The organism is Chromobacterium subtsugae, assembly GCF_035919665.1.
GTDB classification, from domain to species: Bacteria; Pseudomonadota; Gammaproteobacteria; order Burkholderiales; family Chromobacteriaceae; genus Chromobacterium; species Chromobacterium subtsugae.
In genome coordinates this window covers 761344-774136 of sequence record NZ_CP142381.1, presented here as the reverse complement: position 1 = coordinate 774136, position 12793 = coordinate 761344, and the positions used below count along the sequence as shown (strand labels likewise).

Annotated in this window: 12 protein-coding genes; 8 read left to right on the top strand and 4 right to left on the bottom strand. The window is 67.4% G+C overall.

Annotated elements, in window-relative coordinates; translation table 11 throughout:
* Positions 1 to 76: 76 nt before the first annotated feature.
* On the bottom strand, positions 77 to 1489 hold the full coding sequence (gene cysG / locus U6115_RS03845) for a siroheme synthase CysG (protein WP_043576929.1): 1413 nt from the start codon (positions 1487 to 1489) through the stop codon (positions 77 to 79).
* A gap of 209 nt (positions 1490 to 1698) precedes the next feature.
* On the opposite strand from cysG, the gene U6115_RS03840 reads away from it, so the two are divergent.
* Both U6115_RS03840 and U6115_RS03835 read left to right on the top strand, forming a co-directional pair.
* Entirely contained in the window at positions 1699 to 3639 is a 1941-nt protein-coding gene (locus tag U6115_RS03840) for a bifunctional diguanylate cyclase/phosphodiesterase (RefSeq protein WP_181243309.1), read from the top strand.
* 31 nt (positions 3640 to 3670) lie between these two features.
* Entirely contained in the window at positions 3671 to 4480 is an 810-nt protein-coding gene (locus U6115_RS03835; RefSeq protein WP_043577178.1) for a DUF3025 domain-containing protein, read from the top strand.
* Here U6115_RS03835 and U6115_RS03830 read toward each other — a convergent pair.
* Positions 4432 to 5640 carry a YihY family inner membrane protein gene (locus tag U6115_RS03830; RefSeq protein ID WP_043576925.1) on the bottom strand — a complete coding sequence of 403 codons (1209 nt, stop codon included), beginning with the start codon at positions 5638 to 5640 and terminating at the stop codon, positions 4432 to 4434. The genes U6115_RS03835 and U6115_RS03830 overlap by 49 nt on opposite strands.
* 90 nt (positions 5641 to 5730) lie before the next feature.
* Between U6115_RS03830 and wrbA the strand changes: the two genes are divergently transcribed.
* On the top strand, positions 5731 to 6327 hold the full coding sequence (gene wrbA, locus U6115_RS03825) for an NAD(P)H:quinone oxidoreductase (protein ID WP_043576922.1): 597 nt from the start codon (positions 5731 to 5733) through the stop codon (positions 6325 to 6327).
* A gap of 49 nt (positions 6328 to 6376) precedes the next feature.
* On the opposite strand, the gene U6115_RS03820 is transcribed toward wrbA, so the two are convergent.
* Together U6115_RS03820 and U6115_RS03815 are read right to left on the bottom strand one after the other, a co-directional pair.
* Entirely contained in the window at positions 6377 to 6526 is a 150-nt protein-coding gene (locus U6115_RS03820) for a hypothetical protein (protein ID WP_155294748.1), read from the bottom strand.
* Between the two features lie 794 nt (positions 6527 to 7320).
* The gene (locus tag U6115_RS03815) at positions 7321 to 8094 is read right to left on the bottom strand and encodes an AraC family transcriptional regulator (protein ID WP_043576919.1); all 774 of its coding nucleotides are present in this window, start codon (positions 8092 to 8094) and stop codon (positions 7321 to 7323) included.
* Between the two features lie 99 nt (positions 8095 to 8193).
* Between U6115_RS03815 and U6115_RS03810 the strand changes: the two genes are divergently transcribed.
* The 5 genes from U6115_RS03810 (at position 8194) to U6115_RS03790 (ending at position 12787) form a co-directional block, all read left to right on the top strand.
* Entirely contained in the window at positions 8194 to 9393 is a 1200-nt protein-coding gene (locus U6115_RS03810; protein ID WP_043576917.1) for an MFS transporter, read from the top strand.
* Positions 9394 to 9522: 129 nt separating this feature from the next.
* On the top strand, positions 9523 to 10065 hold the full coding sequence (locus tag U6115_RS03805; protein ID WP_043576915.1) for an iron transporter: 543 nt from the start codon (positions 9523 to 9525) through the stop codon (positions 10063 to 10065).
* A gap of 103 nt (positions 10066 to 10168) precedes the next feature.
* Entirely contained in the window at positions 10169 to 10504 is a 336-nt protein-coding gene (locus tag U6115_RS03800) for a cupredoxin domain-containing protein (protein WP_043576914.1), read from the top strand.
* Positions 10505 to 10520: 16 nt separating this feature from the next.
* Positions 10521 to 11345, top strand: a complete 825-nt coding sequence (locus U6115_RS03795) for an FTR1 family iron permease (RefSeq protein ID WP_043576911.1) — start codon at positions 10521 to 10523, stop codon at positions 11343 to 11345.
* Positions 11342 to 12787, top strand: a complete 1446-nt coding sequence (locus U6115_RS03790; protein ID WP_230623392.1) for a 4Fe-4S binding protein — start codon at positions 11342 to 11344, stop codon at positions 12785 to 12787. The genes U6115_RS03795 and U6115_RS03790 overlap by 4 nt, the downstream gene beginning before the upstream one ends.
* The last annotated feature ends 6 nt before the right edge of the window (positions 12788 to 12793 follow it).

Genomic DNA, 12793 nt, shown 5'->3' with positions numbered 1-12793 from the left:
GCCCGGCGCCTGCCGGCCGCGTTATTTGAGCAAAGCTCGAACCGCGCGGGCCCGAATCCGCCCGCGCATCCGCAGATCAATCTTCCTGAATTGTAACAGCTGAATTCTCGCTGCGGCGGTACCAGGCCAGCTTGTCCGCCAATTCCACCACTTCGCCGACGATGATCAGCGCCGGCGAGGCGATGCCGTGCGAGGCCATCAGACCAGGCAGCGTCGATAAAGTGCCGCACACCGTGCGCTGGCGCGCGGTGGTGGCCCACTCCACCGCCGCCGCCGGCGTCGCCGCCGCGCGGCCGTTGGCGATGAAGGCCTGGCATAGCTCGGCCGCCGTCGACACCCCCATGTACACCACCACCGTCTGCTGCGGCCGCGTCAACGCCGGCCAGTCCAGCGCGATGCTGCCGTCCTGCTTGTGGCCGGTGACGAAGGTGACCGACTGCGCGTAGTCGCGGTGGGTCAGCGGAATGCCCGCATAGGCCGCCGCGCCGCTGGCCGAGGTGATGCCGGGCACCACCTCGAAGGCCACGCCGTTTTCCGCCAGCGTGGCGATTTCCTCGCCGCCGCGGCCGAAGGTGAACGGGTCGCCGCCTTTCAGCCGCAGCACCCGCTTGCCCTGCCGGGCTAGGTCCACCATCAGCTGGTTGATGTCGTCCTGCGGCAGCGCGTGGTTGGCGCGCGCCTTGCCGACATAGACGCGCTCGGCGTCACGCCGCACCAGCTGCAGCAGCTCCGGCGCCACCAGCTTGTCGTACAGCACCACGTCGGCCTGCTGCATCAGCCGCAGCGCGCGGAAGGTCAGCAGGTCGGGATTGCCCGGCCCGGCGCCCACCAGGTAAACCGCGCCGACGGTTTCCGGCCCCGCGCCGGCCAGGCGCCGCTCCATTTCCGCCGCCGCCTGCTCCTCGTGTCCGTTCAGCACCGCGTCGGCCAGCGGCCCTTCCAGCGCGTCCTCCCAGAAACGGCGGCGCTGGTCCACATCGGGAAAGCGCTGCTTGCTGCGCTCGCGAAAACCGGCGGCGAAGCGGGCCAGCCGGCCGTAAGCGCCGGGAATCAGGCTTTCCAGCCGCGCCCGCATCATCCGCACCAGCACCGGCACGCCGCCGCCGCTGGCGATGGCTATCATCAGCGGCGAGCGGTCGACGATGGCCGGCGTGATGTAGCGCGAGGCCTCGGCGTCGTCCACCACGTTGACCAGCACTCCCAGCGCCTCGGCATCGCGCGCGACGCGGCGGTTCAGTTCGTCGTCCTCGCTGGCGGCGACGACCAGGCGCTGGCCGCGCAGCTGCTCCGCCGCGTAGGCGCCGGCCAGGTGGGTCAGCTCGCCGCGGCCGGCCATTTCGGCCAGCTCCGGCGCCAATGCCGGCGCCGCCACCTGCAGCCGCGCGCCGGCCGCCGCCAGCAGCCGCGCCTTGCGCAGGGCGGCCTCGCCGCCGCCCACCACCAGACAGGGCTGCTGTTGCAACTTGAGGAAAATCGGGAAGAAATCCATTCAGCACTCCGCGCCGCGCGGCCGTCCGGCGGCCGCGGCAGCCATTTCGCTTGCCAGGGCGGAACCCTCCGCCTTTTCGTCATCAAGCATACTGTATTTGTTGCATAAATACGACGCTTGGCCGCGGCGGCGCAGAGTCCTGGACGGAACACCGGCTGCTGATGTCAAAATTCCCGCTTTGGTTTGCCGCCTTTCGCCTGGAGCGCTGTTTGACCCGCCGACCCTCCGCCTTGCCCATCCTCCCCTGTCTGCTCCCGCTCCTCGCCCAACCGGCCTGGGCCGCGGCCGGCCATGGCGCGTCGATGAGCCAGGCCGGCTGGCTGCTGGCCATGCTGGTCACCGCGCTCTGGCTGCGGGGCCGCCAGCAACGGCGCAAAGCCCGCGCCACGCTGCAGGACGCCTGCCTGGGGCTCTTGGAGTTCGATCTGGCGCGCCAATACGTGCGCGGCAGCGTCCATACGCTGCAACGGCTGCTGGGCCTGCCGGCGCACACCCGCGGCATGGACTGCGCGCGCTGGCTGACTCTGCTGCACCCCGAAGACCGCCCGCGCTTCGGCGAACTGCTGCGGCAGCCGCCGCAGATGCCGGAAGCCGGCTACGAAATGCGCATCCGCCATTACAGCGGCCACTGGGAATGGCTGGAAATGAGCCTGCAGCCGACCTGGCGCGCCGGCAAGGTCAGCGCGCTGACCGCCATCTGCCGCGTCATCACCGCGCGCAAGCACAGCGAGGCGGCGATGATGCGCCGCGAGCAGCAGTTCCGCACCCTGGTGGAAAACTCGGAAGACATCATCGCCCGCTACGATCTGGAGCTGCACTGCCTGTTCATCAACCGCAGCGTGTCGCGCTTCTCCGACCTGCCGCTGGAAGAACACCTGGGCAAGACCCCGCGCGAGAAAGGCTGGACCGACGAGGCCAGCACCCGCTTCGAAATGGAATGCCGCCAGCTGATCAACAACTGGGAAGCGCGCAGCTTCGAGCTGGAGCTGTACAAGGACCAGCAGCGCCATATCTTCGAAATCCGGCTGTTCCCGGAATTCGACAGCGCCGGCATGCTGAAGACCATCCTGTCGGTGGACCGCGAAGTCACCGCCAGCCGCCAGGGCGAGCGGCTGCTGGCGGAGGAAAACGCGGTGCTGGAAATGATAGCCGGCAACCATCCGCTGCCGCAGACGCTCAACCAGATCTGCCAGATGATGGAATCGCAGCAGCCGCGCGGCCTGTGCAGCATCATGCTGCTGGACGAGGACGGCGCCGCGCTGCGCTTCGCCGCCGGCCTCAGCCTGCCGCCGGCCTACCGCAAGGAGGTGGAGCGCGTCGCCGTCGGCCCCAGCGCCGGTTCCTGCGGCACCGCCGCGCACTGGAAGCGCACCATCGTTGTGGACGACATCCAGGAAAGCCCGCTGTGGGCGCACGCGCGGCACAAAGCGCAGCCCTTCGGCCTGCGCGCCTGCTGGGCCACGCCCATCTTCTCCAGCGACCGCCGCCTGCTGGGCACCTTCGCCACCTATTACCGCGAACCGCGCAGCCCGACGCCGGAAGAGCTGGCCCTGGCCCACCGCAGCACCCACATCATCGCCATCGCGCTGCAGCGCCACGGCCACGAGAAGCAGCTGTTCCGCCTGGCCACCCAGGACAGCCTGACCGAGCTGAGCAACCGCCGCCAGTTCATCGAGCTGGCCGACCGCGAAGTCGAGCGCAGCCGCCGCAACCACGGCCCGCTGACGGTGCTGATGATGGATCTGGACCATTTCAAGGACATCAACGACCTGCACGGCCACGCGCTGGGCGACGACGTGATCCGCCACTTCGCCCAACTGTGCCGCGAAGTCCTGCGCGCCAGCGATTTGTGCGGCCGGCTGGGCGGCGAGGAATTCGCCGCGGTGCTGCCCGACACCCGGCTGGAAGACGCCTTGCTGGTGGCGGAACGGCTGCGCGCCGCGGTCGCCGCGTCCCGGCTGCCGACCGACGACGGCGAGCTCGGCTACACCGTCAGCATCGGCGCGGCGATGCGGCTGCCGGCCGAATCGGACATCGACGAAGTGCTCAGCCGCGCCGACAAGCTGCTGTACCAGGCCAAGCGAGCCGGCCGCAACCGCATTTGCGCCGACCTGGACGCGCCGGCGGCGAATGCGCCGCTTTCCGGCTAGAATGGCGGCCTTTCCCACCGAACGCCCCGCCGTGAACCACTGGCACGCCGCCTACCTGTCCCATCCGCTGTACGCGCCGCTGCGGCCGCTGCTCGCCGGCCTGACGCCTAGCGACTGGCCCGAGCAGCCTGACTACGACCGCCTGCTGGCGGCCGCCCGCGCCGCCGGCCGCCCGCTGCCGCCGGCGCTGCGCTTCGTCTGCGGCCTGGAGCCGGATGGCTATTACGAAAGCCATATCGCGGCCACCGGCGAAGTGCCGACCCGGCGGCAAAACTGGCACGACTGGTTCAACGCGCTGGCCTGGCTCGCCTGGCCGCAGGCCAAGTCGGCGCTGAACCGCCGCCACGCGCGCGCTCTCTCGCGCGGCGAAACCCGGCGCGGGCCGCTGCGCGACGCCGCCACCCTGCTCGACGAATGCGGCGTGATCGTGGCGACAGCCGACCCGGAGCTGGGCCGGGCGCTGGACGACATGCGCTGGCGGCGGCTGTTCATCGAGCGGCGCGCCGACTGGGGCCGGAGCATAGCCGCCCACACGCTGGGCCACGCGGTGATGGAGATGGGGTTGACGCCGCACATAGGCTGGTGCGGCAAGGCGCTGATTCTGGAGGTGGCGCTGGACTTCTTCGCGCACGACGACGCGGCGCGGCAGCGGCTGCTGGATGCGGCGCTGGCGGCGCGGCTGGACGACGACGCCTTCCTCGCCAGCCCCCGCGCGCTGTGCCCGCTGCCGCTGCTGGGCATTCCGGGCTGGTGGCCGGACAACCAAGACCCGGCCTTCTACGACAATACCGGCTACTTCTGCCCGACGCGGCGGGCGAAATCCGCCACCGTCTCGGCCTGAAGCCCGCCGGTCAGCGGCGCCAGCAGCTCGGCCAGCGCCGCGCCCAGCGCATCGCCGCGTCCCAGGTCGCGGCGGTAGACGAATAGCTCGAACAATTCCGACAACGGGATCGCCGCCGCGCGTTTCATCAGCACCCAGGCGTCGCCCTGCCCCTTCTGCACATAGCCGCGCCGCGCCAGCTTGTCCAGCACCAGGCCCAGCTCGTCGTAACCCACCTTCACCGCCTGCCGCAGCTGCGGCGGCGTCATCGCCTCGCCGCGCGCATGGGCGGCATCCAACAGCAACAGCACCGCCAGCGCGTCCAGGAAACGGCGCTGCGGCTGATTGCGGCGGCGCCAGGCATCGCCCTCCCAGTAGGACAGCGCCGAGGTGAACACCGCGCCGGCCAGCACCACCAGCCACAGGCAATACACCCACAGCAGGAAGATCGGGATGCTGGCGAAGGCGCCGTACACCAGCTGGTAGCTGGCGATCTGGCCGATGTAGAAGCCGAAGCCGGCCTTGGTGGCCTCCAGCAGCACCGAAGTGGCCAGCGCGCCCCAGATCGCGTGCTTGATCGGCACGAAGCGGTTGGGCACGATGCGGTACAGCAGCGACAGCACCAGCGCGGTCAGCACGATGGTGCCGCCCGCCTCCACCAGGCTGGCCAGCAAGGGCAGGTTTTTCTCGAAGCGGGTGACGCGGAACAGCCAGCGCCAGGACAGCAGGCTGCCGCCCAGCACCAGCGGCCCCAGCGTCAGCACCGTCCAGTACACCATGCCCTGCTGCAGCCAGGGCCGGCCGCGGCGCACGCCCCAGATCGCGTTGAAAGTGCGCTCGATGGTGGACATCAGCATCAGCGCGGTGACGCCCAGCATCACGATGCCGGCGGCGGTGAGCTTTTCCGCGTTGTCGGCGAACTGGCGCATGTAGACGGTGATCACCTTGCCGGCGAACTCCGGCACCAGCGTCGACAGCAGCATGATCTTGAAGCGGGTGCTGTAGTCGGAAAACACCGGAAACGCCGAAATCACCGTCAGCGCGATGGTGAACAGCGGCACCAGCGCCAGCAGCGTGGTGAAGGTCAGGCTGCCCGACACCTGCAGCACGCGCAGGCCGCCCATGCGGCGCGCGAGGAAGCGGGCAAAGCCGAAATAGGGTTCGAATCGTTGGACTTGCATGGCCGCAAAGGTAATGGCAAAGCGCCGATGAGGCAAGCCGGCGCGCTTTGCCCTATCATGCGGCGATTATTGATGAATGCGAGGTTTTTCATGCTAGACATCCTGGTGCTGTATTACAGCCAGCACGGCGCCACCCGCGAGCTGGCCCGGCTGATCGCGCGCGGCGTCGACAGCGTGCCCGGCTGCCAGGCGCGGCTGCGCACGGTGCCCAAGGTTTCCACCGTGTGCGAGGCCAGCGAGCCGGCCATCCCGGAAAACGGCGCGCCCTACGTGGAAAAGCAGGATCTGATCGACTGCGCCGGCCTGGCGCTGGGCAGCCCCACCCGCTTCGGCAATATGGCGGCGGCGATGAAATACTTCCTCGACGGCACCAGCGGCGAATGGATGCAGGGCGCGCTGTCCGGCAAGCCGGCCTGCGTGTTCACCAGTTCGGCGTCGATGCACGGCGGCCAGGAATCCACCTTGTTGACCATGATGATCCCGCTGCTGCATCACGGCATGGTCATCGCCGGCCTGCCCTATTCCGAAACGGCGCTGGCGGCGACGCAAACCGGCGGCACGCCGTATGGCGTCAGCCATGTATCCGGCCTGGACAACCGCCAGGCGATCAGCGAGCACGAAAAGGCGCTAGCGCTGGCGCAAGGGAAGCGGCTGGCGGAGTTGGCGGTGAAGTTGGCGGCAAATTGAGGTGCGAGTAAGAAGCAGCCGATCTAAACAAACTGAAAATGAAGTGTGCTCACTTCTTGCCCGTTTTCGTCTTGGCATTAACGAGTGCTGAAGCCGCTAATCCTTTAGTTAATTTGCTTGTTGCTTTGCTTCTCAACGCCTTCGATGCGGCTGAAGCGACGGCTTTTGAAGTCCGAACAGAGTTTTTCTTACCACTCATAGCTTGGCTCCTTACATACCAACCACTACAAAATGTGCAAAAAATTAACCCAACACACTAGATATAGTAACAAAAAGGCCTAACTGCAAATATTCTCTCTTCGGGAGGATGAGACCGCTCCGCGGACAATGTTTGGGTGCCGGTTCCGTCCGGCAAACGGGCCAGGGGCTGTACGGCCAGCCCTGTCGCTGAGCGAATCGAAGATTCGCACGCAGAGGCGATCCCAGGCCGCCCCCGCAGCCCGCGAAGCCCCGACAAACAGACACTGGGCAAGGAGCCGCCGAAACTACATGCGTGCGAATCTTTGACTCGTCCAGCAGTACGCGCTCCCGTCGCGCGGCGTCGAACAAATCGGCGGCTTAAAACCTTGCCCAGCGCCTTTTTGCCGGCGCGCGCCAAAGGGAGAAGGGGCACGTCGCTCACGCTCTACCCCTTGTAGGGCGGAAGCCGCAACGGGGCGTTCCGCCATCTTTCCTTCGCTGAGACTTGTCCAAACGATTAGGGCCGAACCGACGCGCCCCTCCCCCATCAGAGCAAACCGTCTCCAAAGCCACTCCCAAGGTTTTAAGACGCCCTTTGTTTGAGCGGGGCGACGCTAGCGCCCAGCGAGTTGGGCGGCGCCTTGGGAATGGCTTGGGAGACGGGATTTCGCAGCGCTGCTGGGGCGGCCTGGGATTGAAAAGGAGCTGGCCGCGCTGCCCCCCCCTTTTCCGTCCGCCAGGCGGAACCGGCGCTCAAATTTCATCCGCGAAGCGGACACCAACCGGTGCGTCGCCCCTGCGGGGTGACGCACCCTACGACACCGCCAAGAAACTGCTAGGCGGCGCGCCCAATTCCCGCTTGAACATGGTGGCAAAGGCGCTTGGGCTGGCGTAGCCCAGGTCCAGCGCCACCTTCAGCACGCTGTCGCCGCAGGCCAGCCGCTGCAGCGCCAGCATCAGCCGCGCCTGGCGCCGCCACTGGCCGAAGCTGAGGCCGGTTTCGCGGCGGAAGCGGCGCTGCAGGGTGCGCGGGTCCAGCGCCAGCTCGCGCGCCCACTCGGCCGCGCCGCGCGCGTCGTCCGGTTGCGCCAGCCAGCCGTCGCACAGCTGGCGCAGCGCGGCCGATGACGGCTGCGGCAGCGACAAGGGCAGCACCTTGGCGCGGGCGATTTCCTCCAGCAGCAGGTCCATCACCTTTTCATCGCGCGAGCCGGCGGCGCACGGCACCGCCACCGCCATCGCCGCTACCACCAGCTCGCGCAGCAGCGGCGTCACTTCCAGCACGCAGCAAGCCTCGGGCAGGCCTTGCAGCTTGTCCTCGCGCACGTAGATGCTGCGCATCCGCACATCGCTGACCATCTTGACCTGATGCCAGGCGCCGATCGGCAGCCAGATGGCGCGCGTCGGCGGCACCACCCACTGGCCGCGCTCGGCGCTGACCAGCATCAGCCCCTCCACCGCGCACAGCAGCTGGGCGGTGGGATGGTTGTGGCGCGGCGTTTCCAGCCCCGCCGGATAGTCGCGCGGCTTGCCGCGCACCGGTTCCAGCCCGCGATCGAACTGGTTCAGATGGTCGAAGCTGTCCATGACGCCTCTTTCGACAAGATGAATGCCCTATTTTCGCAGGACCGACGAAAACGCGCTTGTTAGGATGAAGCCATCCCACCCGTACCGAGTATCGATTTCATGACCGCAAGCACCCAGCTAGCCGCGCCGGCGCAGGACACGCGCTTTCGCGTGCTCGGCGCCATCAGCTTTTCCCATTTTCTCAACGACATGCTGCAGTCGCTGCTGGTGGCGCTGTACCCGTTGCTGAAAGGCAACTACCACCTCAGCTTCGCCGAAATCGGCCTGCTGACCTTCACCTACCAGTGCACCGCCTCGCTGCTGCAGCCACTGGTCGGCATCTATACCGACAAGAAGCCGCAGCCCTACTCGCTGGTGTTCGGCATGGGCTCGACGCTGATCGGCCTGCTCTTGCTGTCCAGCGCCGGCAGCTTCCCGCTGCTGCTGCTGGCCGCCGCGCTGATCGGCACCGGCTCGTCCATCTTCCACCCCGAATCGTCGCGGGTGGCGCGGATGGCTTCCGGCGGCCGCCCCGGCCTCGCCCAGTCCATCTTCCAGGTCGGCGGCAACGCCGGCAGCGCCACCGGCCCGCTCTTGGCGGCGCTGATCGTGCTGCCGCTGGGCCAGGGCAGCGTCGCCTGGTTCAGCCTGGCCGCGCTGCTGGCGATGTACGTGCTGTTCCGCGTCGGCCAGTGGTACGCCCATCAGCACCGCCAGGCGAAGAAGGGCGCCGCCGCCGCCAAGCCGGCGCTGCCGCCCGGCCGCGTCAAGCTGACCCTGCTGCTGCTGTTGCTGCTGGTGTTCTCCAAACACTTCTACCTGGCCAGCATCACCAGCTACTACACCTTCTATCTGATCCACCATTTCCATATCGGCGTGCAATCGGCGCAGCTGCACCTGTTCCTGTTTCTGTTCGCCGTGGCCGCCGGCACGGTGCTGGGCGGCCCGATCGGCGACGCCATCGGCCGCAAGCGGGTGATCGGCTTCTCCATCCTCGGCATCGCGCCGCTGGCGCTGCTGCTGCCGCACGCCGACCTGTTCTGGACCTCGGTGCTGTCGTTTCCGATCGGCTTCATCCTGGCCTCGGCCTTCCCGGCCATCCTGATCTACGCGCAGGAGCTGCTGCCGGGCAAGGTGGGCATGGTGTCGGGCATGTTCTTCGGCTTCGCCTTCGGCATCGGCGGCATCGGCGCCGCGGTGCTGGGCGAACTGGCCGACCTGAATGGCATCGAGTTCGTCTACCAGCTGTGCGCCTTCCTGCCGCTGCTGGGCCTAGCGTCGCTGGCGCTGCCCGACCTGCACCGCCAGGCCAAGGCCTGACGCGGCGCTTGATCCAGCGCAAACTCCGACGGCGCGCCGCCGCCGGAGTTTGCAAACGATAATAGCTAGCATTATCATGTTTTTCTGCATCCGGCTCCGCCATGGGGCCAACCCGATAAGGAAAACATAATGCGTCGCTTCGTCTGCCAGCTGGCCATCGCCAGCGTAGCCCTGTCCGCCTCCTTCGCCGCCATGGCCAAGGAATACCCGATCGGCAAACCCACGCTGAAAAACGGCATGGAAATCGGCGCGGTCTACCTGCAGCCCACCAAGATGGACCCGGACGGCGTGATGCTGAAGCCGGAAGCTTCCGACATCCATCTGGAAGCCGACATCCACGCCACCAAGAACAACCCCAACGGCTTCGAAGAAGGCGCCTGGATGCCCTACCTAGTGGTCAAGTACGAACTGACCAAGGTCGGCGGCAAGACCCAGAAGGGCGACCTGATGCCGATGGTGGCCAACGACGGCCCGCACTACGGCGACAACGTCAAGCTGCAAGGTCCGGGCAAGTACAAGCTGAAATACACCGTGATGCCGCCGTCGGCCAACGAGCACGCCCACTTCGGCCGCCACGTCGACAAGGAAACCGGCGTCGCCCCGTGGTTCAAGCCGTTTGAAATCAACTACGAGTTCACCTTCGCCGGCATCGGCAAGAAGGGCGGCTACTGATTCGCGCGGCGGTAATGTGAACGCAAAGCATTATTGATTGCGATACAATGAAACGGCGCGGCCCGAAGAGCCGCGCCGTTTCACATTCCGGGATGAGGATTCGATGACTGTTCTGCGCCTGTTGGCCGCCGCCCTGCTGGCCGGCCTGTTCTCCGCTTCGGCATTGGCCGAGGAAATGCCGGTGTTCAAGCTGGAAATCAAGGATGGCTATTTCAAGCCCGCCCGGCTGGTGGTGCCCGCCGGCAAGAAATTCAAGGTGGACGTGATGAATACCGGCAAGACGCCGGCCGAGTTCGAAAGCACGCCGCTGCGCAAGGAAAAGGTGCTGGGCCCCGGCGCGGAATCCTTCCTGGTGTTCCAGCCGCTGTCGCCCGGCGAATACAAGTTTTTCGACGAGTTCCACATGAAGACCGGCCAGGGCGTGATCGTCGCCAAATAATCTCGCGGGAATCGATATGGGACAGGTACTTTTCATTGTCTGGCGCGAAAGCGTCGAGGCCTTGCTGGTGGTCGGCATTCTCAATGCCTGGATGAACCAGAACGAAGCCGGCCGCGCCGGCAAGCCCTATCTGTGGGGCGGCGTGGCGCTGGGCGTCGCGCTGGCCATCGCGCTGGCGGTGGCGCTGTTCGCGGCCAGCAGCCTGATGGCGGGCGCGCAGGATTACTTCCAGCTCGGCATGGTGTTCATCGCCGCCGCCCTGATCGTGCAGATGGTGCTATGGATGCGCGAGCACGGCCGCACGCTGAAGAAAGAACTGGAAAGCGGGCTGAGCGAAAACGCCCGCAGCGACAACTGGTGGGGGGTCACCGTGCTGGCCGCGCTGGCCATCGCCCGCGAAGGCAGCGAGGCCGTGGTGTTCCTGTACGGCATGCTGGCCGAAGCCCAGGGCATGGAGCTGGCCAAGATGGGCGTGGCCGGCCTGGTAGGCCTGCTGCTGGCCTTCCTCACTTTCTACCTGCTGCAGCTGGGCGGCAAGGTGCTGTCGTGGCGGCTGTTCTTCCGCGTCACCGAAATCATGCTGCTGCTGCTGGGCGCCTCGCTGTTCCTCAACGGTGTGGAGAAGCTGATCTCGATGGACATCCTGCCGCCGCTGGTGGACCCGCTGTGGGACAGCTCGGCGCTGCTTGACGACATGAGCCCGTTCGGCGGCGTGGTGGCTTCGCTCACCGGCTACCGCTCGCACCCGGCGCTGACCAGCCTGATCGCCTACGCGCTGTTCTGGCTGGCGATCTGGAGCCTGTTCCAGTGGCGCAACCGCCGCCAGGCCGCGGCCGCATGAAAGCGGATCCCAAGCGGCTGCGCCCGCAGCGGGTGATTCCCATCGTCGCCGCCCCCGGCGGCGGCTCCTGTAGCCCGCAACAGCCGCGCGGCCTGCTGGCGCTGGCGGGCATCTGGCTGCGCGACCACGCCGCGCTGCTGCGCAAGCTGCAATGGGCGGTGGTGCTGGTTTACGCCTTCCTGCTGATTGTCCCCGCCTGCCTGCCGCTGCCGGAAGACACCGCGCGGATGTGGGACAACCTGACCATCTTCGCCCAGTTCGTGTTCTGGGGCATCTGGTGGCCGTTCGTGCTGCTGTCGATGGTGCTGTTCGGCCGGCTGTGGTGCGGCGTGCTGTGCCCGGAGGGCGCGCTGTCGGAATGGGCGGCGCGCAAGGGCATGGGACGGCCGATTCCGCGCTGGATGCGCTGGGGCGGCTGGCCTTTCGTCGCCTTCGTCCTCACCACCGTCTACGGCCAGCTGGTCAGCGTCTACCAATACCCGAAAGCCGCGCTCTTGGTGCTGGGCGGCTCCACCGTGGCCGCCGTCGCCGTCGGTTTCGTCTACACCCGCGGCAAGCGCGCCTGGTGCCGCCATCTGTGCCCGGTCAACGGCGTGTTCGGCCTGTTGTCCAAGCTGGCGCCGTTGTACTACCGCGTCGACGAGGCCGCCTGGAAAGCCTCGCATGAGCGGACGCCGGCGGTGGACTGCGCGCCGCTGCAACCGCTGCGCCACATGCAGGGCGGCAGCGGCTGCCATATGTGCGGCCGCTGCAGCGGCCATCGCGACGCGATCGAGCTGAGCCTGCGCCCGTCCAGCGACGAAGTGGTGAGGGTGGCGGAAAAAGAAGCCGATGGCTGGCAGACCGCGCTGATCGTCTACGGCCTGCTGGGCGTGGCGATGGGCGCCTTCCACTGGACCATGAGCCCCTGGTTCGTATCGCTGAAGCAAGCCGCGGCGGAATGGCTGGTGGACCGCGACATCATGTGGCCGCTGGACACCGGCGCGCCGTGGTGGCTGCTCACTCACTACCCGCAGCACAACGACGTGTTCTCCTGGCTGGACGGCGCGTCGCTGATCGCCTATGTCGCCGCCACCGCGCTGGTGCTGGGCAGCGGCATCCTGGCCTGCCTCGCCTTGTCGGTAACCGTTTCCGGCCGCTGGCACACGCAACGCCTGCACCATCTGGCGCAGGCGCTGATCCCGCTGGCCGGCTGCGGCGTGTTTCTCGGCCTGTCGGCGCTGACCGTCACCCTGCTGAAGGCCGAAGGCTTCGCCATGCACTGGGTCAACGATGCCCGGCTGGCCTTGCTGGCCGGCGCCAATCTGTGGGCGCTGCGGCTGGCCTGCGCCATTCTGTCGCGCTGGAGAGGCGGCCTGAGCCGCCTGGCGGCGCTGCTGCCGTTCTGCGGCGCGCTGGCGCTGGTGGACTGCGCCTGGGGTTATATGTTCTGGTGGTGGTGACGGCGG